This is a genomic window from Arthrobacter sp. THG-b23 (assembly GCF_059091265.1).
Genome location: NZ_JBNHGM010000008.1, coordinates 1 through 22,504, shown reverse-complemented (window position 1 = coordinate 22,504; position 22,504 = coordinate 1). Strand labels below are relative to the sequence as shown.

The 22,504-nt window shown below is 69.0% G+C and carries 19 protein-coding genes; 11 read left to right on the top strand and 8 right to left on the bottom strand.

Annotation, left to right across the window (positions count from 1 at the left end):
• Position 1: 1 nt before the first annotated feature.
• The 5 genes from AC5RVD_RS13675 to AC5RVD_RS13655 all read right to left on the bottom strand — a co-directional run bounded on the left by AC5RVD_RS13675 (position 2) and on the right by AC5RVD_RS13655 (position 7,363).
• Positions 2-1,015, bottom strand: a complete 1,014-nt coding sequence (locus tag AC5RVD_RS13675; protein WP_494127207.1) for an NAD-dependent epimerase/dehydratase family protein — start codon at positions 1,013-1,015, stop codon at positions 2-4.
• On the bottom strand, positions 1,012-3,651 hold the full coding sequence (locus AC5RVD_RS13670) for an alpha/beta fold hydrolase (RefSeq protein ID WP_494127206.1): 2,640 nt from the start codon (positions 3,649-3,651) through the stop codon (positions 1,012-1,014). Before AC5RVD_RS13670 ends, AC5RVD_RS13675 begins: the two co-directional genes overlap by 4 nt.
• A complete protein-coding gene (locus tag AC5RVD_RS13665; protein WP_494111328.1) occupies positions 3,645-4,670 on the bottom strand; it encodes a 3-oxoacyl-ACP synthase III in 1,026 nt (341 codons plus the stop codon). The genes AC5RVD_RS13670 and AC5RVD_RS13665 overlap by 7 nt, the downstream gene beginning before the upstream one ends.
• Before the next feature lie 198 nt (positions 4,671-4,868).
• Positions 4,869-6,356 (bottom strand): hypothetical protein, encoded by a 1,488-nt coding sequence (locus AC5RVD_RS13660; RefSeq protein WP_494111329.1) that lies wholly within the window; start codon positions 6,354-6,356, stop codon positions 4,869-4,871.
• A complete protein-coding gene (locus AC5RVD_RS13655; protein WP_494127205.1) occupies positions 6,353-7,363 on the bottom strand; it encodes a glycosyltransferase family 2 protein in 1,011 nt (336 codons plus the stop codon). The genes AC5RVD_RS13660 and AC5RVD_RS13655 overlap by 4 nt, the downstream gene beginning before the upstream one ends.
• A 293-nt stretch (positions 7,364-7,656) precedes the next feature.
• Here AC5RVD_RS13655 and smc point away from each other — a divergent pair, with 293 nt between their 5' ends.
• The 6 genes from smc to AC5RVD_RS13625 all read left to right on the top strand — a co-directional run bounded on the left by smc (position 7,657) and on the right by AC5RVD_RS13625 (position 15,406).
• Positions 7,657-11,268 carry a chromosome segregation protein SMC gene (smc, locus tag AC5RVD_RS13650; protein WP_494127204.1) on the top strand — a complete coding sequence of 1,204 codons (3,612 nt, stop codon included), beginning with the start codon at positions 7,657-7,659 and terminating at the stop codon, positions 11,266-11,268.
• Between the two features lie 48 nt (positions 11,269-11,316).
• Positions 11,317-12,063 (top strand): alpha/beta fold hydrolase, encoded by a 747-nt coding sequence (locus AC5RVD_RS13645; RefSeq protein WP_494111332.1) that lies wholly within the window; start codon positions 11,317-11,319, stop codon positions 12,061-12,063.
• Entirely contained in the window at positions 12,060-12,761 is a 702-nt protein-coding gene (locus tag AC5RVD_RS13640; RefSeq protein WP_494111333.1) for an esterase/lipase family protein, read from the top strand. Before AC5RVD_RS13645 ends, AC5RVD_RS13640 begins: the two co-directional genes overlap by 4 nt.
• A 200-nt stretch (positions 12,762-12,961) precedes the next feature.
• Positions 12,962-13,945, top strand: coding sequence for a 1-phosphofructokinase family hexose kinase (locus AC5RVD_RS13635; RefSeq protein WP_494111334.1), 984 nt, complete (start codon positions 12,962-12,964; stop codon positions 13,943-13,945).
• Positions 13,942-14,724 carry a 5'/3'-nucleotidase SurE gene (surE, locus tag AC5RVD_RS13630; protein WP_494111335.1) on the top strand — a complete coding sequence of 261 codons (783 nt, stop codon included), beginning with the start codon at positions 13,942-13,944 and terminating at the stop codon, positions 14,722-14,724. The genes AC5RVD_RS13635 and surE overlap by 4 nt, the downstream gene beginning before the upstream one ends.
• A 175-nt stretch (positions 14,725-14,899) precedes the next feature.
• Positions 14,900-15,406: a flavin reductase family protein gene (locus tag AC5RVD_RS13625; protein ID WP_494127203.1), complete on the top strand. Its 507-nt coding sequence runs from the start codon at positions 14,900-14,902 to the stop codon at positions 15,404-15,406.
• 71 nt (positions 15,407-15,477) lie between these two features.
• Here AC5RVD_RS13625 and AC5RVD_RS13620 read toward each other — a convergent pair whose 3' ends face one another.
• Entirely contained in the window at positions 15,478-15,945 is a 468-nt protein-coding gene (locus tag AC5RVD_RS13620) for a GatB/YqeY domain-containing protein (protein WP_494111337.1), read from the bottom strand.
• Positions 15,946-15,975: 30 nt separating this feature from the next.
• On the bottom strand, positions 15,976-16,710 hold the full coding sequence (locus AC5RVD_RS13615; protein ID WP_494111338.1) for a glutamine amidotransferase: 735 nt from the start codon (positions 16,708-16,710) through the stop codon (positions 15,976-15,978).
• Positions 16,711-16,854: 144 nt separating this feature from the next.
• Between AC5RVD_RS13615 and ftsY the strand changes: the two genes are divergently transcribed.
• The gene (gene ftsY / locus AC5RVD_RS13610) at positions 16,855-18,072 is read left to right on the top strand and encodes a signal recognition particle-docking protein FtsY (RefSeq protein WP_494111339.1); all 1,218 of its coding nucleotides are present in this window, start codon (positions 16,855-16,857) and stop codon (positions 18,070-18,072) included.
• Between the two features lie 79 nt (positions 18,073-18,151).
• Here the strand turns inward: ftsY and AC5RVD_RS13605 are convergent, their stop codons facing one another.
• On the bottom strand, positions 18,152-19,417 hold the full coding sequence (locus tag AC5RVD_RS13605) for an MFS transporter (protein ID WP_494111340.1): 1,266 nt from the start codon (positions 19,415-19,417) through the stop codon (positions 18,152-18,154).
• Between the two features lie 178 nt (positions 19,418-19,595).
• Here AC5RVD_RS13605 and AC5RVD_RS13600 point away from each other — a divergent pair, with 178 nt between their 5' ends.
• The 4 genes from AC5RVD_RS13600 to AC5RVD_RS13585 form a co-directional block, all read left to right on the top strand.
• The gene (locus AC5RVD_RS13600; protein ID WP_494111341.1) at positions 19,596-20,900 is read left to right on the top strand and encodes an ammonium transporter; all 1,305 of its coding nucleotides are present in this window, start codon (positions 19,596-19,598) and stop codon (positions 20,898-20,900) included.
• A complete protein-coding gene (locus tag AC5RVD_RS13595; RefSeq protein WP_494127202.1) occupies positions 20,897-21,235 on the top strand; it encodes a P-II family nitrogen regulator in 339 nt (112 codons plus the stop codon). Before AC5RVD_RS13600 ends, AC5RVD_RS13595 begins: the two co-directional genes overlap by 4 nt.
• A 287-nt stretch (positions 21,236-21,522) precedes the next feature.
• On the top strand, positions 21,523-21,954 hold the full coding sequence (locus AC5RVD_RS13590) for a DUF4383 domain-containing protein (protein WP_494093215.1): 432 nt from the start codon (positions 21,523-21,525) through the stop codon (positions 21,952-21,954).
• Between the two features lie 150 nt (positions 21,955-22,104).
• Positions 22,105-22,504, top strand: a 400-nt coding sequence (locus AC5RVD_RS13585) for a hypothetical protein (RefSeq protein ID WP_494127201.1), incomplete at its 3' end; no start/stop codon positions are given.

Here is a 22,504-nt window from a genome sequence, read left to right as displayed (position 1 = left end):
CCTACCTCGTCGTTCCGCCGTAGTGGGCTGCCAAACGGCGCAGCCCTTCCTCAATGCTGACCTCGGGCACCCAGTCCAGCACCTCGTGGGTGCGGCGCTGGTCGAACCAGTGCGCCGTGGACAGCTGCTCGGCGAGGAAGCGCGTCATGGGCGGTTCGTCGTGGACCAGACCGCGGGCGCCGGCAGCAGTCCAGGCCCGTTCGATGACCGCGCCGGCGCCGCGGGCCAGCCACCCGGGGACCGACCAGCCGGGCGCCGCCACTCCGGCGGCCCCGCAGATGCCGGCGATCAGTTCGCCGACCGGCCGGGGCTGTCCGTTGGTGACCACCAGGGCCTGCCCGTGTGCCTGGTCCATCCGTTCGAGCGCACGGACAATCGCCGCCGCGGCGTTGTCGATGTAGGTGGTGTCGATCAGGGCGGCGCCGTTGTCCAGCAGCGGCAGCCGGCCGGCCCTGGCCCGCGCAACCACACGTTCCACCAACTGGGTGTCGCCGGGGCCCCAGACAATGTGGGGGCGGACGGCGGCCACCCGGAAGCCGGGGGAGTCCTGGGCCAAGGCGAGCAGTTCGGCGGCGGCCTTGGACCGGGCGTAGTTGCCGCGGGCCCGGTCCGGGTTGGCCGTCCCCGCACCGGCGCCGGCGATTGCCTCGCCGAAATGCGCGACCGAAGGGGAGGACACGAACACGACATCGCGCACGCCGGCAGACTTCGCCGCGTCCAGCAGGGTCCGCGTGCCGTCGATGTTGGTGGCGACGAACTCGCTCCACTCGCCGGTGAAGGAAACTTTCGCCGCCAGGTGGATGACGGCGTCGACGCCTTCGACCGCCCGGGCGACGGCGCCGGCGTCTGTCAGCGAGCCGAGGACGGTCCCGAGACCTGATCCGACGCCGGCCGCGGGGCGGCGCTGGAAGGTGCGGACGCCGTGGCCCTCCACCAGCAGCAGCCGGGCCACGGCTGCGCCGAGCATCCCGCTGGCGCCCGTGACGAGGACGGTCCGGGTTTCGGCGGCGCTCACGGTTTGGTGATCCGTCCGCCGGCCAGCGCCTTGCCGGCCCAAGCCGCCAGCCTGGCGCGGTCGATCTTGGAGTTATGCCGGATGTCGGTGGGCAGCTCGGGCAGCACCAGGACGGCGGCCAGGTCCAAACCCGTGGCGCGGGCGACGGCGGTGCGTACCTCTTCGGCGAGGGCGTAGGGTGCGGTGCCCGGCGACGACGACGGCGGCACGGTCTCCAGCACCGCGACCGGCACCTGGGCCCCCGCGGGACCGACGCCGACGACGGCGGCCAACCGGACGCCGTCGTGCGTTTCCGCCGCTTGCTCGGCGGCCACCGGGGTGGCGACCCCGCTCGCCGTGGTGATGATGTGCGCCAGCCGGCCTTCGACCCACAGGTGGCCGTGGGCGTCGAGATGGCCCACATCGCCGGTGCGGTGCCAGCCGGGCACGGACGCGCTGTGCCGCTGCGTGATCCAGAGCCGGTCGTACCGGTCCTTGACGTGCGGGGCGCTGACGAGGATCTCCCCGGTGACACCGGGGTCGGAGGTGGGCAGGTCCGCCACGCTGCCGTCATGGGCCACCGGCGCGACGGCCACCGTCGCCCCCGCCACCGGGGTGCCGACGCAGACGCCGTTCCCAAAACCGGCCGCGCGGATCTCCGCCAGGCTGATGTCCGTGACCGGCAGCGCCTCGGTCATGCCGTAGGGGGTGTGCAGCTCCGCGGACGGCATCAGCGACTGCACCTTGGCCAACAGCGGCTCGGGGATCGGGGCGCCCGCCGAAAGCAGCAGCTTCACGTCGGCCAGTGCCACCCGGTGTTCGTCCGTGAGGCCGTCGGCGGTGGCGAGCACGTTGGCGAGGGCGGCCGGCGAAGCGAAGACGGCGGTGGCGCTGACTGCCGCGGCAGCATCGGCCAGGGCCGCGGCGGTGAGGGTCTTGGGCGCGGTGACGTCCATGTCCGGGGTCACCGACGTGGCCCCCAGCGCCGGGCCCAGCAGGGCGAACGGCGCGAAGCCGGCCACCAGCGAGGTGCCGGCTTCCAGCCCGTAGGTGTCCTTGAGGGTGTCTCGCATGGCGGCCAGCCGGCGGTGCGTGTAGACAACGCCCTTGGCCGGGCCGGTGGAGCCGGAGGTGAAGAGGATGGCGGCGTCGTCGTCGGGATCGGGGCCTGCATGCTTGGCGCGGCTGCCCGCCGGGGCAGCCGCGGAGGCGGCGGCTTCGAGCAGTTCGGGCACGGCGTGGGCGACCCCGTAGAGCGCGCGCTTGGCCCCGCCCATCCCGGCCACGCTGATCCGCTGTCCCGGCCAGTTGAAGAGCCGGGCGGCGGCGAAGGCACGTTCGACGCCGATGATGAACCGGGGGCCGGCGCCCTTGATCGCGCGGCTCAGGCCGGCGGGCCCCAACCCGGCGTCGGCCACCACGATGACGGCGCCGAGCTTCAGGCAGGCGTAAATCAGGCTGGTCAGTTCAATGCCGGGCGGAACCAGCAGGTTGACGCGGTCGCCTGCGCGCACGCCGATCCGGGCGAGGCCGTCGGCGAGCAGGTCCACCCGGCCGGCAAGCTCGGCCCAGGACAGCGTCCGCTTTCCTCCCGCCGCAGCGCCCAGCGGGGCCATGTCGACGACGGCGGGGGAGTTGTCGTTTCGGCGTTCGTCCAGCTCGGCGAGCATGGAGCGGAAGGGAGCCGCAGCCCGGGGCTCTTCGGCGGCCGCCGCGCGCCCGCCGCCGGCCACGGCGGCATCGAGCCAGGTGAACACGGGGGCGGCGATGTCGCGGTCCTCGGGGAGGAGGTGTCCGGCGCCCTCGAAGCGGTGCACGTCCGCCTGCGGCAGCCGGTCCATCAGGTCGCGCAGGTAGCGGTCGGAGAACACCGGGTCCCTGGGGCCCCACAGGATCAGCGCCGGAACGTCCAGGGTGCGGATGCCTTCGGCCACCCCGTTCAGCGCGTCCCAGCTGGGCGTGCGCTCGTCGGCGGGGATGTCGGCCACGAAGTTGCCCACTCCGGTGCGGCGGGCGGCGTGCCGGTACGGGGCCATGAACGCGTCCCTGACGTCCTTCGTCAGCGGAGGACGCGCCAAGGCGTGCGTGACGCGCAGGAACGCGGCCGACGTCGTCGTGCCCCACTGGTGCACCGCGGGGTGCAGCGCCAGTTTCAGCGGGGCGGGCAGCCCGAAGCCGGCGGGGTGTACGGCGGTGTTGGTCAGGACGACGCCGGCGAGCTGGTCGCGGTGGCGGGTGGCCCAGCCCAGCGAGATCACGCCGCCCCAGTCGTGTCCGACGGTGACGACGGGGCCGGTGATGCCCAGTTCGGCGGTCAGGTCGCCCAGATCGGTGATCCGGTCTTCGAGCCGGCGGAAGCTGCCGGTGCGTTCGGAGAAACCCATGTCCAGCTGGTCGACGGCGACCACGCGCCACGGCGCCGAGGCGTCGCCGGCGGCGGCCAGCAGGCTGCGCCACAGGTAGGACCAGGTGGGGTTGCCGTGCACGCACAGCAGGGTGCCGGCCGGCTCGATGCCGCGTTCGGCCAGTTGCGGCCCGTTGTCCAGAAGGTGCCAGGCGTGTGCGCTCCCGGCCGGGTCCACGGCGGCGGTGGAGCGGACGCGGACGCGGCGGGACCAGGCCGGGTCGACTCCGGGCCAGAGGGGGGCGTCTACCACGCAATCTCCATCATGGTGGTGTTCAGCCCGGAGCCCACGCCCATGCAGAGCACCCGGTCGCCGCTGCCCAGGGTCTGGGATTCCTGCGCCAGGGTCATCGGCAGCGAGGCCGGTCCCACGTTGCCCCACTTCGGGAAGGTGATCGGCACGCGTTCGCGGACCAGGTTGACGGCCTTGATGATCGCGTTGGTATAAGAGGTGGAGACCTGGTGCGTGACGTACCGGTCCATGGCGGTCCAGTTCCAGCCGTCGCGGTGGGCCTCGTGCCAGGCGTTGACCACCAGTTCCAGCCCGTTCTCCAACAGGCCCTTGGTGTCCGTAAACATGCCCGAGGGACCGCCGACGCACAGCTCGTGGTGCTCGGTGCCGGCGCGGGAGACACCGCCGAGGATCCGGTGCGAGCCGGGGTGGGCGTCAGCGGGGCCGATCACGGCCGCGGCGGCCCCCGACCCCAAGGTCAGCGTGGCGAATTCGCGCAGGTAGTCGGCGCGGGTGGAATCCGGGTGGTTCAGCCGCTCGAAGGTGTTTTCCTGGGTCGGCTGCGCGTCCTCGCCGGCGACGATCAGCGCGTACTTGATTTGCCCGGAATCGATCATGTTGGCGGCCAGCGTGATGCCGTTGACGAAGCCCAGACAGGCGTTCGCCAGGTCAAAGTTCATGGCCGACGACGGCAGGCCCAGCCCGTGGTGGATTTTCACCGCGACGGACGGCTCCAAATTCCTTCGGGTGACGGAGGTGTTGATCAGCAGGCCGATCTGGCCCGGCTCCACGCCGGCTTCGGCAAGGGCCTTGGCCCCGGCTTCGATGGCGGCGTCGTCGAATGATGAACCGGGCGACCACCAGCGGCGTTCGGTCACGCCGGCAACACGTTCCAGCAGCTTCCGGGAGAGCTTCAGGCGCTTCAGGCTGGGTGCCAGCCGGTCGTCGAAGTCGGCGGAACTGACGGCTACCGGGGCCTCCACGCTCGAGACGGCCAGCAGTGCCGTGTTGTCATGTCGAAACGTCGCGTTACCGATCAATATCCAGCCTTTATTCGTCTTCCGGGACGGTCACCTGTACGCGGAGAATCCCGCATGGGTACCCGAACTCTTAACTATGCACCCCGAAGCAGCGTTCCGCACGTGCGGAGAATGGCATGGGACTGTGGTCATTGTCTCCCCAGCTGCTCCTCCGTGTGCGGGATAGCCCTATTGACGTTACCCGGGGACCACAAGGCGTCATCCCACGGGCGGTCCGGATTCAGCTGCAGGTGCGGCGGAAACTTTGCAGAATCTGTTGTTTAAACGGCGGTCCGCCAGAAAGAGCACCCCGGCAAGTGTGCAGGCGACAGCGGGCCAATAGCTATACCGGAAATCAGAAGCCGGGACAATCGGAATGTAACCGGCAAGGTAAAGAAAAGACGACCAGCCGAGCGCCGCTATGTAGGGCCGCATATATCGTGCCTTCGGGAGTAACAAGATGATGGTTACCGCGGCGGCAAGCCAGAACCAGGCCCGGAAGAACCACGGGAACGTTTTCGCACCCAGCTCCACTACATAATCGAACAGGATGTTGTCGGCTTTGGTGGGCTCAACGTGGTACTCGGCGGGGACCGCATGGCGGCCCGCCGTGATACCCACGTACTCGCTCTTGCCGACAAACAGAAACCGTGCGTAGGTCTGCGCCCGGTAGTAGGCATACCGGACAGGGTGGGTGACGACTTCGCCCAGCCAGAGGTCCCGGACCTCCGCCTGATAAGCGATAGGTTCGAAGGATTTGCCGGTTGCCCCGCGGCCATAGCACTTCCAATAAGCATCCCAAATCGCGTCTTCAGCCTGGCATTCTTCGCGGGCCTGCAGCAGCTTGTCTTCCAACTCCTGGGGGATATCCGCATCCCTTATCTCATCGGCAGGCACGGTGAAGATGATGTCGTCCAGGAAGACCTGGGACAGCTGGCCGGTGGCCTTGGGCTGAAATGCGGCGTTGAACGCTGCACCCGCGCCCAGCAACAACACCAGGAACGTCATGGCGGCCATCGCGTATCCGCCCACAAAGCGTTTCCGGTCGGCCGTCAGCCGTCTGCGCCGCTCCGGTGACCCGTTGCGCCACGCCCGGTAGAGGAGGAAGACAAGGGGGAGGATGGCAAAGAACGCATTTTTTCGGACCATCGCTCCGTACAGCAGGAACAACAGCGACAGGGCGAGCAGCGGATATCGGAACCTTGGGAAGCGCTCGGCCAGCAGTAAGAGGACGGTGCCGCTGAAGAACGCGATCATCATAAGCACGTCCTTCCACATCACACCCAGGAACGTGATGGTGAAGGGCAGCAACGGAATCACGAGGGCGAGCGCAGACATGAGGCGGCTGCGGGTGAGATCGTGAAGGTAGATCGCCAGCAGCAGCGCGGCAACGAACGTCAAGCAGATCTGCACCAGAACCATTGAGCTGACTTCGCCGGTCAGCCTGTACAAACCTGTCCAGCTGACCGTCATGATGGCAGGGTGCCAGTCGTCCAGCGGAATCAGGCCGAGGACCTGCTTGAGCTGATGGGCAGAATCATTCGTCATGCGTCCCGGTTGGTTCGCCACCCACAGAAAAGCGGTGGCCAGAAAAGCGGCGACGCCCAAAACTGAAAGCCACCAGTAGTCCGGCGCAGTCCATGCTCTGCGCACACCGGTCGGGCTGCCGGTCCGGCTGCGGGCCGAGCGGGCGGATGAACCGCTCACTGGTTCGTCCCGTCGGGACGCACCTGTGCCGCGTCCGCCGGAACCGCATGTCCATCCTGCTGCTGCTGCGGCGGCTCCAGGCGCAGGTAGGCCAGGCGGGCTGCTTCACGCCGTCCTCGCTTCAAGCCGTCGAGGATGATGCCGATGCAACCCACCAGAACCGCCAGCCCCATCAAAGCAGCAGCCAGAATCGCCGTCGGGAACCGGGGAACCAGGCCGGTTTCGAAGAACTCGACGATCACGGGCACCCCAAACCCAAGGGAAGCCAGTGCCAGCGCCGCGGCGATGATGCCGTAAAAGAGTGCCGGCCGTTCATGGCGGACGAGCTGAAAGATGAGGGACAGGATTTTGAAGCCATCCGTGTAGGTATTGAGCTTGCTTTCGCTTCCCTCGGGCCGTTCGCGGAATCCGACCTCGACCTCGGTCTGCGGCAGGCGCAGGGACGTCAGGTGCACCGTGAATTCGGTTTCGATCTCGAATTCCTTGGACACGGCGGGGAATGACTTGACGAAGCGGCGGGAAAACACGCGATACCCCGACAACATGTCCGAAACCCGGGATCGGAAGAGCAGGCTGACAACCCGGTTGAACATCCGGTTTCCCGTCTCATGCCCCGGGCGGTACGACCCGGTTTCGGCCGCTCCGGCACGAACACCGAGCACCTGATCGTACGGGCCGTCCAGCAGGGTTTCGATCATGCGGGGCAAGTCCGCTGCCTCGTACGTGTCGTCGCCGTCGATCGTGACATAGATATCGGCATCGATATCGGCAAACGCCCGCCGGATAACGTTGCCCTTGCCCTTGCGCGTCTCGTACCGGACGACGGCGCCGGCTGCGCGCGCCAGCTCGGCGGTGCGGTCGGAACTGCTGTTGTCATAGACGTAGACCGTTATCCCCGGGACTGCGAGTCTCAGGTCCCGGACCACGGTGGCAACGGTCTGTTCTTCGTTGTGACACGGGACAATGGCGGCAATACGCTGCCCCGGAAAACCAGCTGCATCTGACACGGGCAAAAGTACTCCTAACCGGAGGTGGACTGGCCTTCAGGGTAGTTCGCGGTGGCCAATACACAAGGTTGCCACCCCCACCGTCCGGGGTCATTGATTTCGGGGCCGGGCAGCAAAACATCGCGAACGCCTCGTCCGCGCGCCGGCAATATACGTCCGGGACAGGATGACCCGGCCTCCACAGGCTGGCCTCCACACGGGCTTGTCCACCAAGACAAGCCCGTCCTGCCCGGGAATTCGCGGAGGGCACGGTAGATTGATGCAAGGAAAACGTCCGCCGCGGGAGACACAACGTGCATCTTAAATCTCTGACTGTGCGGGGCTTTAAGTCTTTTGCGTCGGCGACGACCTTCGACTTCGAGCCCGGCGTCACCGCCGTGGTCGGTCCCAACGGGTCGGGCAAGTCCAACGTGGTGGACGCCCTCGCCTGGGTGATGGGGGAGCAGGGCGCCAAAACGCTGCGCGGCGGCAAGATGGAGGACGTCATCTTTGCCGGGACGGCGGGCCGCCCGCCGCTGGGCCGCGCGCACGTGTCGCTGACCATCGACAATTCCGACGGCGCCCTGCCGATCGAATACTCCGAGGTCACCATTTCCCGCACCCTGTTCCGCACGGGCGGGTCCGAATACGCCATCAACGGCAGCAGTTGCCGGCTGCTGGACATCCAGGAACTGCTCTCCGACTCCGGGCTGGGCCGGGAGATGCACGTGATCGTCGGCCAGGGCCAGCTGGACAAGGTCCTGCACGCGACACCGGAGGACCGCCGGGGGTTCGTGGAGGAAGCAGCCGGCATCCTCAAGCACCGCCGCCGCAAGGAAAAAACGGTGCGGAAGCTGGAGTCCATGCAGGCCAACCTGCAGCGGCTGACCGACCTCACCGGCGAGATCCGCCGCCAGTTGACGCCGCTGGGAAAGCAGGCAGAGGTGGCGCGCCGGGCCCAGCAGGTCCAGTTCGAGGTCCGCGATGCCCGTGCCCGGCTGCTCGCCGACGAGCTGGTGGAGCTGAGCACCTCCCTGGCCCGGGAAGTGGCGGACGAAGCCGCGCTGAAGACCCGGCAGGCCGAGGTGGAGAAGATTCTGGAATCCGGGCGCCGGCGCCTGGCCGAGCTGGAGCGGCTGGCGGCCGAAGCCACGCCGAAGCTGAACGCCGCGCGCGACAGCTGGTACCGGCTCTCGGCCACCCGCGAACGTTTCCGTGCCCTCGCCAGCCTGGCCAATGAACGACGCCGGCTGCTCGGCTCGGCGGAGCATGAACCCGAGGGCGGGCGGGATCCGGAAATCCTGGAACAGCAGGCAGCCGAGGTCCGCGAGGAGCAGGCCGAGCTGGAATTTGAGCTGGAGGACCGCCGGGCCGCACTCGACGACGCGATCGAAGAGCGTGCCGCCGCCGAGCGCGCTGCCGAGGACGAAGAGAAGCGGCTGACCGGGATCCTGCGTGCCGCCGCCGACCGGCGCGAAGGACTGGCCAAGCTGGCCGGGCAGGTGGGCGCGGCCAGGTCCCGGGTGGAGAGCGCCGAGGCCGAGCTGGGCCGGCTCCGGGCGTCGATCGGCGAGGGAGAAGAACGACGACGCCAGGCGCAGGCCGAATTCACCGCGCTGGAGTCCCAGGTGGCCGGGGTGGAACAAGGCGAAGAGGGCCTGGACGCGGCGTACGAGGACGCCAGCGACGAACTTGCCGCCATTGAGACGGAGCTGGAGCAGTTGCGGGCCGACGAACGCGAGGCCGAACGCGAACGCGACGCCCTCGCCGCGCGCAAGGAGGCGCTGGAAGTCGGGCTTAACCGGCGGGACGGCAGCGAGACGCTGCTGGCCTCGGGCACCGAGGGCGTGCTGGCCCCGCTGGCGGACCTGATCACCGTGGAACCCGGCTACGAAGCGGCGATTGCGGCAGCCCTGGGGCCCCTGGCTGAGGCCGTCGCCGTCGCCGACCCCGACGCCGCCGTCCGGGCGCTGGAACTCATGAAGGCCGACGACGCCGGCCAGGTGGACCTCCTCATCGCCGGCGCGCCGGGGGCGGAGGGCGGAAGCGCCGGCGATCACGCGGAGCTCCCCGAAGGGGCCGTCCCCGCGGCCGGCCTGGTCCAGGCCAAGCGAGGAATCGAAGGAGCGGTGCGCACGCTGCTGCGCTCCGTCGTCGTCGTCGCAGACCTCCGGATGGCGGCAGGGGTCATCGCGATCGACCCGGCGCTGACCGCCGTCACCCGGGAAGGTGATGTTTTCACCGCCTGCTCGGCGCGCGGCGGATCCGCCGGCGGTCCCAGCCTGCTGGAGGTCCAGGCGGCCGTGGACGAGACCATGCACCGGCTCGAAGCCGCCACGGCCCGGGCGGAGCGGGCCAAGTTCGCGATCGCCGGCGCAACCTCGCGCCGCGACGAGGCCAAGCTGCGGGCGGACGCCGCCCTCGAGCAGCTGCACGACTCCGACGCCCGGCTGGCGGCCGTCGCCGAACGCCTGGGGCAGCTGGGCTCGGCACTGCGCTCGGCCACCGGGGAAAGCGAACGGCTGGCCAAGCTGGTGCAGGCCGCCGAGGCTAACATCGTCACCGAACAGCAGAAGCTGGCCGACATCACCGCGCGGCTGGCCGCCGCGCAGGCCGCCGAGGACGCCCCGGCCGACGCCGAACCGTCCACCGAACAGCGGGACGCGCTCGCCGCGGCGGCCTCCCGGGCACGCCAGGTCGAAATGGAAGCCCGGCTGGCGCTGCGATCCGGCGAGGAACAGCTGACGGCCATCGGCAACCGGGCGGCCTCGCTGGAACGGGCCGCCGCCACGGAACGGCACGCCCGGGCGCAGGCCGCCGAGCGGGCCCGCAAGCGGCGGCTCCAGGCCGCCAAGGCCGCCGCCGTCGCACAGGGTGCCCAGGAGGCGTTGGCCTGGCTGGACGTCTCGGTGGACCTCGCCGAACGGGAACGGGACGAGGCCGAAGAGGTGCGTGCGGCGTGGGAGGCGGAGCTGTCCACGGTGCGCTCGTCGACCGACGCGCTCGCCGCCGAACTGCGCGAACTGACCGACACGGTCCACCGCGACGAGCTGGCACGGGCCCAGCAGCAGCTGAAGATCGAGGCCCTGCAGACCCGCTCCATCGAAGAGCTGGGACTGACCCCCGACCATCTGATTGCCGAGTACGGGCCGGACCAGCCGGTGCCGGTCGCCACCGCGGCGTCCAACGACAAGTGGGCCGCACTGCGGGCCCCGGTAGACGAGGAAGGCAACGCCGTCGTCGAGGGTGTTCCGTTCGTGCGCGAGGAGCAGCAGAAGCGGCTCAAAAAGGCCGAACGTGACCTGGCCGCGCTGGGCAAGGTCAACCCGCTGGCGCTGGAGGAGTTCGCCGCGCTGGAGGAACGCCACCAGTTCCTGAGCACCCAACTGGAAGACCTCAAGGCCACCCGCAAGGACTTGCTGGAGATCATCAAGGAAGTCGACGAGCGGGTGGAACAGGTCTTCACCGAGGCTTACCAAGACACGGCCGTGCAGTTCGAGCGGGTGTTCGGCCGGCTCTTCCCGGGCGGCGAAGGCCGGCTGGTGCTCACCGACCCGGAGGACATGCTCACCACGGGGATCGACGTGGAAGCCAGGCCGGCCGGCAAGAAGATCAAGCGCCTGTCCCTGCTCTCCGGCGGCGAGCGCTCGCTGACCGCGGTGGCCCTGCTGGTGGCGATCTTCAAGGCCCGGCCGTCCCCGTTCTATGTGATGGACGAGGTGGAAGCGGCACTGGACGACACCAACCTGGGCCGGCTGATCACCATTTTCGAGGAGCTGCGCGAATCCAGCCAGCTGATCGTCATCACCCACCAGAAGCGCACCATGGAAGTGGCCGACGCGCTGTACGGTGTAACGATGCGCGGCGACGGCGTAACCACCGTCATCTCGCAGCGGCTGGAACATGCAAAGGCACTGGTCGACTGACGTAGGAAGGCAGGCGAATTGGCGGGAATACCGGGCGAGAGAGCCCAGATGCTGACCATCGACGGATGCGAGGTCCGCATCCGGACCGTCGGCTCCGGGCCCACGGACTTCGTGCTGGTACACGGCATCGGCGTCTCCGGACGCTACTTTGAACCCCTCGCGGCCGAACTGGCCCGGCACGGCACGGTACACCTGGTCGATCTGCCGGGCCACGGCGGAACCGCCAAACCGGAACGCGCACTCGGGCTCGTGGACTTCGCCGGGCTGGTCGAGGGGGCCATGGGCCGGTTGGGCATCGGCCCCGCGGTGCTGGTGGGCCACTCGATGGGCTGCCAGGTCGTCGTCGAGATGGCTCTGCATCACCCGGATACCGCCACCGCACTGGTGTTGCTGGCGCCCACGGCGAACCGCCGCGAGCGCACGGCCTGGCAACACGGCCTCCGGCTGTTCCAGGACGGGTTCCGGGAACCGCTGACCGTGGACATGATCGAGGTCACCGACTATGTGCGCTGCGGGCTGCGCTGGTACCTGAAGACACTGCCGGCCATGCTCGACCAAAAGCTGGAGCAGCGGATCGCCGGAGTGCAGGTGCCGGTGCGCATCGTGCGCGGCGACCGGGACCCGATCGTCCCGCTGTACTGGTGCCGCGAACTGGCCGATGCCTGCCCGGACGCCACCGTGGACAGCATCCCGGGCGAGGCGCACGTGATGATGTTCCGTTCACCCGGCCCGGTGGCCCGGCTGTGCCTGGCCACGGCCGGGTTCGACGATGCTGCCCTCATAGACCGGTCGTGAACCACCTGCTCCCGGGACTGCGGCTGGGCCGGGCCTGGCTGCTGGACTACGCCTACATCGGCTACCAGCAGGTCCGCGGGCTCTTCGACCGGACCGGCCCGGCCCGATACCGGGAGGCCGGAACCCGCCGGGCGGACCCCGTCGTCGTGCTTCCGGGCATCTACGAGTCCTGGAAGTTCATGCGCCCGCTGATCGAGCACGTCCACGGCCGCGGGCATCCGGTGCACGTGATCGAACCGCTGGGCTACAACGTGGGCAGCGTCGAGCGGATGGCCGGGCTTGTCGCCGACTACCTGCGCGGGCAGGGCCTGGACAACGTGACGATCATCGCGCACAGCAAGGGCGGGCTGATCGGCAAATATGTGATGACGGGCGCGGAGGCCGGGGCGCGGGTGAAGCGCATGGTGGCGATCGGCACGCCTTTTTCCGGTTCCCGCTACGCGTCCTTCGCGGTGACGCCGATGGTCCGGGCGTTTGCGCCGAACAACCGCGTCCTGCGGCGGCTGCTGGCCAACCTGGAGGTCAACCACCGGATCGTGTCCGTCTACAGCGCGTTCGACCCGCACATTCCCGGCGGCTGCCGGCTCGACGGCGCCATCAACATCCGGCTCGAGACCAGCGGGCACTTCAAGATCATCGCCGAGGACCGCGTCCGGGAAATCATCGACCGGGTGCTGGACGGTGCGACGCCGGAATGACCCGCCCGGTCACCGTTTCCCACGGGGTCGTGCGGACTTGCGGGCCGGGGGCGGCCATTGTCCGGCCAGCGGAGGGGCGTTAGTGTCGAAACCAAGGACCACTTCAGAGGGAAACCGGGCAGCCGCGCAGCCGTGACGGCGGCCCGGGGCAACAAAAAGGAGGCAGGCATGGCCGGACACCGGTTCGATGGAGGTTCGCGATGGGCTCAGTAGTTATTTTCGCTCCCTCGCCCGTTCTCACGGTGACCGTGGAGGACGTCGAGGGCACCGCCGATATCCACCTGCACGCCGGGGGCCAAGGCGTCTGGCAGGCGCGGATGCTGACCGCCCTCGGCGCTTCCGTCACGATGTGCGCCGCGTTCTCGGGCGAAGCCGGCGGCGTGATCCGGCATCTGATCGCCGACGAGGGCGTCAAGGTCCTCCCGGTAAAGGGCGAGGGCAGCAGCGCGGCGTACGTCCATGACCGGCGGGGCGGCGACCGGGAGGTCATCGCCGAGAGCCCCGGGGAAAAACTGACCCGCCATGAGCTCGACGAACTCTACGGCCTGACCCTGCAGGCCGGGATCGAGGCGGGCACCGCAATCCTCAGCGGCGCGGTCCGCGAAGACGCCGTACCGAACGACGTCTACCGCCGGCTTGCCGCCGACCTGCGCACCGCCGGCTGCCGGGTGATCACCGACCTCACCGGCGACCGGCTCACCGCCGCGCTCGCCGGCGGCGTAACCGTGGCCAAGATCGCCGACGACGAACTGACCGAGAGCGGGCGGGCCGCCTCGGACGAACCGGAGGCGATCATCGAGGCGATGCGCGGCCTGCACGCTGAAGGGGCCGGCACGGTGATTGTCACCCGCGCGCACCTGCCGTCCCTGATGCTGCATGAAGGCGCCCTCAGCGAGATCCGGGTCCCCGAGATGCAGAGCGTAGACACCCACGGGGCGGGGGATTCGCTGACCGCCGGGGTCGCCGCGACCCTGGCCGACGGCGGCACCATCCACGAGGCGGTGGTGCTGGGCACGGCCGCCGGCGCACTCAACGTGACCCGCCACGGCCTGGGCACCGGGGAAGAGGGGGCCATCCGGAACCTGACCAAGCTGGTGACGGTCTCGCCCTACGACGGCGGCGGGAAGGCAACAGGCCGACAAATCAGCCCGGACGAGCTGGCGCGGAAGGTGCAAGAACAATGAGCAAGCCGAAAATGGTCCTGATCACCAACGACGACGGCATCGACTCCCCGGGCCTGCACGCCCTGGCTGCGGGGGTTTTGGAGGCCGGGCTGAACGTGACGATCGCGGCCCCGGTTGCCGAGGCCAGCGGCAGCAGCGCGTCCATCACGGCCCGGGAGGACGAGGGCCGCATCCGGATCGAGCGGCGCACGCTGCAGGGCCTCGAGTCCGTCCCGGCGTTTGCCGTGCACGGCACGCCGGGTTTCATTGCCATGATTGCGCCGCACGGTGCCTTCGGGGACGCCCCGGACCTGGTGCTCTCCGGCGTGAACCGCGGCGCGAATGTGGGTCGGGTGATCCTGCACTCCGGCACGGTCGGCGCGGCGCTGACCGCAGGCGTAAACGGCGGCCGCGGGATGGCCGTGTCGCTGGACACCGGGCTGGAGCCGGCGCAGCTGAACTGGGACACCGCGGCCCGGCTGGCCACCGGGCTGCTGCCGTACCTGATGGACCAGCAGACCGGCACCGTGCTGAACCTCAACGTGCCCAATGTGGACGGCGCCCGGCTGCCCGAATACCGGTCCGCGACACTGGCCGAATTCGGCATCGTGCAAACCACGTTGGCAGAGCGCGGAGACGAGGACCTGCGGCTGGCGATCGCGGACAGCCAGGAGGAAGCCCCGCCGGAGAGCGACTTCGCGCTGCTGGCCGCCGGCTTCGCCACGGTTACCGGAATCCAGCCGGTCACCGAGAGCGAACTGCCGGAGCTTTCGGCCACCATGGCCAGGTTGCAGTGGTAGTCGGTAAAACCCCCTGAAGGGAGGCCAAGGTCCCGCGGGGACCTTGGCCTCCCTTTTGTCCGGCGCCGGGCGTCGGAGCGCCGACCGCGGCCTCAGGGGTTTCCCGGCCGGGACCTTCGGCGTGGCCGGGCGCGGCCGGCACAGCATCGGGAATGAAATACGGCATGATGTGGGCATGGCTCAGAAACACGCTACGTCCGAGGAGCTGATGAGCGGCTTCGTGCAGGGCTTCGACTATCCGATGTACATCGTCACGGCCGCAGGGGCCGGAGGCGAGCGGTCCGGCTGCCTGATCGGCTTCGCCACGCAATGCAGCCTGAAGCCGGCCCTGTTCCTGGTGTGCATCTCGCAGCAGAACCGCACCCATCCCGTCGCGCTGGAGGCCGGCGTCCTGGCGGTCCACGTACTGGAGCGCGGCCAGCGGGCGCTCGCGGAACTGTTCGGCACCACGACCGGCGACGACGTGGACAAGTTCTCGCACTGCGACTGGGTGCCCGGACCGGAGGATGTTCCGCTGCTGGCGGACGCCGCGCGCGTGCTGGTAGGACGCGTCGTGAAAAGGGTCGATCTCGGCGACCACACCGGATTCCTGCTGTCCCCGCTGGAGACGCACGGGGAGGATGCCGCCGAACTCCTCGCCTTCAGCGACGTCCAGGATCTCGACGCCGGCCATCCGGCCTAGATTCCGTCGGTGACACCGCCGGGGCGGCCCGGACGGTCGCCACGACCACGCGAGGACGGAGACCTCCTCGGTTACTGCCGGGCCAGGCGCCCGCGGACCATCTCGCTGACGGCCTTGCCGTCGAAGCGGCCGGCGACCTTCTCGGTGACCGGCTTCATCACCGCTCCCATCAGCCGCATTGACAGCTCCACACCTTCGGCTTTGAGCCCGGTGATGGTTTCATCGACGATCTCCGCGACCTCGGCCTCGGTGAGCGGCTTGGGCAGGTACGCCTCGATGACCTCGGCTTCCGCGGTTTCCGCGGCGGCCCGCTCCGGCTCCCCGGCTTCCGTGTAGATGCGCGCAGTGTCGCGGCGCTTGGCGGCTTCTTTCTGCAGCAGCGCGGTGGTCTGGGCGTCGTCCAGCTCCACCGGCGTCTTGCCGGACTTTTCCTTGGTCGCGATTTCGCCCAGTACGTTGCGGACGGTGGTCAGGGCCGTCTTGTTGCCCGCCTTCATGTGGGCGACGACGTCGGCCTGCAGCTGCTCTTTCAAACTCATGCGGTTTCCTCGTTTCGGTGGTGTGCTGTGTCAGTCGGTGGCGTAGCGGGTGACGAAGTTGCGGAGTATCCGCTGCGGAATCGTCACGGTGCGACCGCGCACCCGTTCCATGACGGCATCGGCCTGGTCCGGCGGGAAGTAGCCGGCATCGCGGTAGATCCAGATCCGGGTCAGCAGGCCGTCAACATCCAGTTCGGCGTGGAACTGCGTGGCGTAAAGGTTCTCCTGCAGCCGGAACATCTGGTTGGGGCAGTGCGCTGACCCGGCCAGGCGGACCGCGCCCGCGGGCAACACGGAGCAGGCCTCCTTGTGCCCAACGAAGGCACCGAATTGCCGGGGCAGGCCGGCGAGCAGGGGATCGGCACCGCCGTCGTCAGTCAGCACAATCTGCGCTTCACCGATCGGCTCGCCGTATTGCCGGTCCACCACGCCGCCGCCGTACCGGCCCAGCGTGCCCACGCCGTAACAGGCGCCCAGGAACGGGAAATCGTGCGCGACGACGGTGTCCAGCAGCTGCTCCAGCTCGGCTTCGACGCGCAACTGGGCGGCGGACTTGAACGCGTCGTCGTCGCTGGAGGTGTACGGGCTGCCGCCGAGGATGATTCCGCTGTAATCGTCCAGATCGATGGCCGGCATCGGTCCGGCCTCCAGCCGCACGCGCTGCAACTGGCCCGGTTCCAGGCCGCCGAAACGGGCGAAGGCCGCATACTCCTCATCGGCTGCGGTGTCTTCGGCGCGCGTGGCCAGCAGCAGGAAGGGCTTCATGCGTCGATCGTACAGTCGCTGCGGCAGGCCTTGGAACGTGGGCTGGCCGCCGGTGTCCGCCTCGGCCGCCCCGTTCCGGCTGACGCCCGCGGCCGTCGCCGCCCGACCCGTGACGCGGAACGCTCAGCGGCTAGGCTAGGAACCGTGGACGCAACCATCATCATTTACGTAGTCATCGCCATTGTCGTCATCGGATTGGTGGCAACGCTGCTGCTGCGGGGACGCAGGACCCCGCCCGGCACGTACACCACCACCCGGGACGCGAATGACCCGGCCATGCCGCCTACCGGGGGCGGTACCGGCACCCTGGAAGCGCCCCGCGGACCGACGGCCCCGGCGCCGCCCCTCGGCGCACCGACCGAGGAGGAACTGCCGCCGGCCGACGTCGAAATCCCGGAGGACGCCGCCGCGCTGGAGACCATCCCGGTCGAGACGCCGGCACCGGTGCAGGGCCGCCTGTCCCGGCTGCGCGCACGGCTGGTCAAGTCCAACAACGCGCTGGGCAAGGGCCTCCTGGCGCTGCTCGCCAGCGACAAAATCGACGACGACGTCTGGGACGAGATCGAAGAGACCCTCCTGCTGGCCGACCTGGGCACCGAGCCCACGATGGAACTCGTGGACGCGCTCAAGGACCGGGTGAAGGCGGAGGGAAGCCGCAGCCCGGAGCAGGTCAAGGCCATGTTGCGCGAGGAACTGATCAAGCTGGTGGACCCGTCCATGGACCGCTCGCTGGCCGTGATGCGCCATGCCGACCGCCCCGCGGTGATGATGGTGGTGGGCGTCAACGGCGTGGGCAAGACCACCACGGTGGGCAAGCTGGCCCGCGTGCTGGTGGCCGAGGACAAGGACGTGATCCTGGGCGCCGCGGATACCTTCCGCGCGGCCGCGGCCGAGCAGTTGGCCACCTGGGGATCGCGTGTGGGCGTGCCCACCGTGAAGTCCGACGTCGATGGCGCGGACCCGGCGTCCGTCGCCTTCGAGGCGGTGAAGGCCGGCATCGAGCAGGAAGTCGACGTGGTCATGGTCGATACCGCCGGGCGCCTGCAAAACAAGGTGGGCCTGATGGACGAACTCGGCAAGGTCAAGCGCGTGATCGAGAAGCAGGCCACCGTGGACGAGGTGCTGCTGGTGCTCGACGCGACCACCGGCCAGAACGGCCTGAACCAGGCCAAGGTGTTCGCCGACGTCGTGAACATCACCGGCATCGTGCTGACCAAGCTGGACGGCACCGCCAAGGGCGGCATCGTCGTCGCGATCCAGCGCAGCCTCGGCGTGCCGGTGAAACTGGTGGGCCTGGGCGAAGGCGCCGACGACCTGGCGCCCTTCGAGACCGAGGACTTCGTGGACGCGCTGCTGAACTAACGTCAGCGGCTCAGGTCCGCTTGGCGGTTCCCGCGGCGGCCGCGGGAACCGCCGGGAACCCAGCACCCGCTGTCCGAAGTCAGCCCCTGGCCGGCTCCTCGAGGGGTTTCACCAGCGTCTCGCGGCCGAAGAGCAGCCAGAGCAGCGCGGCGCCCAGCATGATCGCGCCGGTGGCGCCGAAGGCCCAGGCATAATTGAGCCGGTCGGCCAGCGCTCCGGCCAGGACCGGGCCGATGATCGCACCGGCGTCGGTGCCCATCTGGAAGACGGCCAGCACCTTCCCGCCGCTGCGGTCGTTGCCGATGATGTCAGCAACGGCAGCCTGCTGCGCCGGCCCGAGCAGCCCGGATCCGAAACCGGCGATGACCGAGGCAGCCACGAACACCGGGACGGACTCGGTAAACCCGATGGCCGCGATCGCCAGCCCGGCCACGGTCAGCCCGGCAATCACCAGGGGACGGCGGCCGGCTGTGTCCGAGAGACGGCCGGAGAATGTCAGCGCCAGCGCGTTGCCGACGGCGAAGACGGCCAACGCCAGCCCGGCCGTCTCCGGACCGGCACCCAGTACCGCCGCGGCAAAGAGCGGAATCAGCGCCATCCGGACCCCGAACGTGGCCCAGCCATTGGCGAAAGCGGACACAACGGCGGCGCGGTACCCCGGGTCCGAGAGCGCCTCGCGCAGATCCATCGCCGCGGGAGCCGGGGCGTCGTTGCCGGTCCGGGCTGCGGGTTTCTTGAGCATGACGGCGACGACGGCTGCCGCCACGAGCAGCGCGATGGCATAGACCACGAACGGCATGCGCAGGCCGAAGCCGGCCAGCAGGCCGCCGGCCACCGGGCCGAGGATGCCGCCCATCAGGAACGTGCCGGCGTAGAGGCTGGAAACCCGGCCGCGGCCGTCCGGCGGGGCCAGCCGCAGGATCAGCGCCATGGCCGAGACCGTAAACATGGTGGAGCCGAGGCCGCCCAAGCCGCGGAAAATCAGCAGCTGCCAGTAGTCCTGCGCCAACGCGCAGGCGCCGGTCGAAGCCGCGACGATCAGCAGGCCGGTCAGGTACACCCTCCGTTCACCCCAGCGGCCCACCAGGGCGCCGCCCGCCGGAGCGAAGACCAGCCGGGCGAGGGCAAACACGCTGACGATGATGCTGGCAGCGGCGACGCCGACGTCGAAACTTGCGGCGAACTGCGGCAGGACCGGAGCCACCAGCCCGTACCCCAGGGCGATGACGAAGGCAGCGGCAACCAGCACCTTGATGTCGCGCGGAATAGGAGTAGGCGCCGGCTTGCCAGGACGCTGGTGGCCGGACAGGCTAAACTGGCGCGCCGTGCGGCGGAAAACTGGCATGTCAACCAGCGTAGCCGTGGGCCGAAACATTGCCGAAACACGACGGTTGCACGGGTTTTACCTGCGCGGGTTTCTTGTAACCGGGCCGCAATGAAGCATCCGGTTGGCCGAAACACGCCGTCGGCAGTCTTGGTTCATCGGCGGGAAGTTGCCCGCCAACGAACGAGGGGACGTGAAAATGGATCTGTCAGCGGGTCACGTCTGGGTGATGATTTCGGCGGCCATGGTGCTGCTCATGACGCCGGGACTGGCATTTTTCTACGGCGGAATGACGCGGGCCAAATCGGCCCTGAACATGATGATGATGAGCTTCTCCGCCGTCGCCCTGGTGGCGGTGGTCTGGGTGCTGTGGGGTTACTCGATGAGCGGCGGCGAGGGCGTGGCGCAACTCTTCGGCAATCCGTTCGCCGCGTTCGGCCTGGAGGGGTTGCTCAATACCGGGGACCTGATCAGTGCCGGCTACGGTGCCACGTTCGCCATCATCACGGTGGCGCTGATCTCCGGGGCCATCGCCGATCGCGCCAAGTTCAGTGCCTGGGCGGTCTTCGTACCGGTCTGGGTCACTTTGGTTTACTGCCCGCTGGCGTTTATGGTCTGGGGCGGTGGTTTGCTTGGCGCCGAGGGGGCCATCGGTGCCTGGGCCGGAGAGGCGATCGATTTCGCCGGCGGCACGGTGGTGCACATCAACGCCGGTGTCGCCGGCCTGATCCTGGCCCTGATCCTGGGCAAGCGCAAGGGCTTCGGCAAGGACCCGGCACAGCGCCCGCACAACATCCCGTTGGTGATGATCGGTGCCGCCCTGCTGTGGTTCGGCTGGTTCGGGTTTAACGGGGGAGCGGCGGGCACGGCGGAGGAAGCCGGCCTGATCTGGGTCAACACCATGGCCGCCCCGGCAGCCGCCATCGCGGGCTGGCTGGTGACCGAGCGACTCCGCGACGGCCGTCCCACCTCCCTCGGGGCGGCTTCGGGCGTGGTCGCGGGGCTGGTGGCGATCACGCCGGCCTGCGCCAATGTTTCCCCCGTGGGGGCGCTGGGCCTGGGCCTGGTGGCGGGCGTGCTGGCCGCGCTCGCGGTCGGGCTGAAGTACCGGCTGGGCTACGACGACTCGCTGGATGTGGTGGGCGTCCACCTGGTCGCCGGCCTGGTCGGAACGCTGGCCCTGGGCTTCATCGCCCTGCCGGCCGAGGGCGCAGGCGGCGGCCTCTTCTACGGCGGCGGTGCCGCACAACTGGGGGCGCAGGCAGTGGCGGCGGCGGTGTCCATGCTGTTCTGTGGCGTGCTGACCGTGATCATCGGCTTGGCGATCCACAAAACCCTTGGCTTCCGGGTGACCGAAGAGGATGAGGTCGCCGGCGTGGACCTCGCCCAGCACGCCGAATCCGCCTATGAATTCGGCGGCCTGGGCACCGGCGGAACCTTCATCCCGCACCCGGCAACCGACCCCAGTGCCCGCAGCACGATCAAGGAAGAGGTCAGCGCATGAAACTCGTCACCGCCATCATCCGGCCGGAAAAGCTGGACGCAGTCCGCAACAGCTTGGAAAGCTACGGAGTCCAAGGGCTGACCGTTAGCCAGGCCAGCGGGTACGGGCGCCAACGCGGCCACACGGAGGTCTACCGCGGCGCCGAATACACCGTGGACCTGCTGCCCAAGGTCCGCGTCGAGGTTCTCGTGGCGGACGACCTGGCCGACGACATCGTCGACGTCCTCGTGGCCACCGCCAACACCGGACGCGCGGGCGACGGCAAGGTCTGGCTCGTGGAGGTGCAGGAAGCGGTCCGCGTCCGCACCGGCGAACGCGGCGAGGCGGCCATCTGAAACTTCGAACCCACCATGATGAACCCTTCCGGCACCGTGATCTCCCGGCGGTGCCGGAAGGGTTCTGTCCGTCCTGCTGATAACGACGGCGGCGCTCGGCTCTGTCCTCCGCTCGGCTCTGTCCTCCGCGGCGCCCTCGGCACCGGGAAAACAGCTCCGGGACTGCACAGGTCGACAGCAGGGGGTTTGGCTAGCCACAGCACCAGTACGGCACCGGGCGACATAGCCGGAGTCTTGCCGCGCCACTAGGATGGGCGCCACGGCAGGCACCATGTGGGAGGGAACCTATGCAGTCCACACCAGTCCAGAAAGCCGCACGGATCTCAGCCATTGTTCTAGCCGTCCTGGCAGTCCTTGGCTTCATCCCCGGCATAACAGCCGACTACGACCAGCTCGGTATCACAGGAAACGGGCCGGACGCCCAGCTCTTCGGGCTGTTGGCCATCTCGGTTTTACACAACGTGTTGCTGCTGCTTTTCGCGGCCTTGCTCCTGGTTTCGGCAAAGCGGGCCGGTGCTGCCAAAGTCACGTTCATGGCACTGGGGCTGTTCAACCTGTTGGCGGCCCTGTACGGCCTGATCAACGCCCGATACGGATCGGAGACGTGGGTTCCGGCGGGGGTTAGCGACAACTGGTTCCATCTAGTGCTCGGCGCAGTGCTGTTCTTCCTCGGTCTGCTCAGAGGCCCGGTGGTGATCGGAAGGCCGAGGTCCGGGTAGCACCCGCCAATGTCATGGCGAGGTGCCTAACGGCCCGGCTGGTACAGCCCGCCCTACGACTCGTCCTCCACAAGCCCACGACGGCCGGCGGCCATCCCCATACATCGAATTTTCGTTCTAGTCGGGGCCCGTGCTGCGTAGCGTTGAAGTATGGCAGCGGAACCGTTGGACGAGGCGCAGGAGCCGGAGGAATTCTCCGGCAACCCTGCCGTGCCCGACGACGGTGCCGCCGCGGTTTCGGTACCGGGCCGGCAGGGGTGGGCGGAGGATTGGCAGGAACTGGGTGCGGCGGAACTGGCCGGCCTGCTTGCGGGCACTGATCCGGCTACCTTAGACGACTGGTCGACCCTCGACTACCTCCAGGCCGTGCGCAAACACGAGGCCTGGACCCAGTCCCGCCGGTTGCGGGCCGTGCACCGCCTGGCGGTGCTCCGCCCGGCCACCGGCGCCGACGCCGGGGCACCGGACGGGATCTGCCGGCACGCCGCCCACGAGCTCGCGCCCATCCTGGCCGTGCCCCGCCAACGCGCGGCAGCGGAACTGGCCGACG

Excerpts from the sequence above, each read along its gene's own strand:
- AC5RVD_RS13620 (WP_494111337.1), bottom strand. The coding sequence starts at position 15,945 with ATGAGTTTGAAAGAGCAGCTGCAGGCCGACGTCGTCGCCCACATGAAG.
- AC5RVD_RS13600 (WP_494111341.1), top strand. The coding sequence starts at position 19,596 with ATGGATCTGTCAGCGGGTCACGTCTGGGTGATGATTTCGGCGGCCATG.
- AC5RVD_RS13625 (WP_494127203.1), top strand. The coding sequence starts at position 14,900 with ATGGCTCAGAAACACGCTACGTCCGAGGAGCTGATGAGCGGCTTCGTG.
- AC5RVD_RS13645 (WP_494111332.1), top strand. The coding sequence starts at position 11,317 with ATGCTGACCATCGACGGATGCGAGGTCCGCATCCGGACCGTCGGCTCC.
- AC5RVD_RS13595 (WP_494127202.1), top strand. The coding sequence starts at position 20,897 with ATGAAACTCGTCACCGCCATCATCCGGCCGGAAAAGCTGGACGCAGTC.
- AC5RVD_RS13605 (WP_494111340.1), bottom strand. The coding sequence starts at position 19,417 with ATGCCAGTTTTCCGCCGCACGGCGCGCCAGTTTAGCCTGTCCGGCCAC.
- AC5RVD_RS13590 (WP_494093215.1), top strand. The coding sequence starts at position 21,523 with ATGCAGTCCACACCAGTCCAGAAAGCCGCACGGATCTCAGCCATTGTT.
- AC5RVD_RS13615 (WP_494111338.1), bottom strand. The coding sequence starts at position 16,710 with ATGAAGCCCTTCCTGCTGCTGGCCACGCGCGCCGAAGACACCGCAGCC.
- surE (WP_494111335.1), top strand. The coding sequence starts at position 13,942 with ATGAGCAAGCCGAAAATGGTCCTGATCACCAACGACGACGGCATCGAC.
- AC5RVD_RS13635 (WP_494111334.1), top strand. The coding sequence starts at position 12,962 with ATGGGCTCAGTAGTTATTTTCGCTCCCTCGCCCGTTCTCACGGTGACC.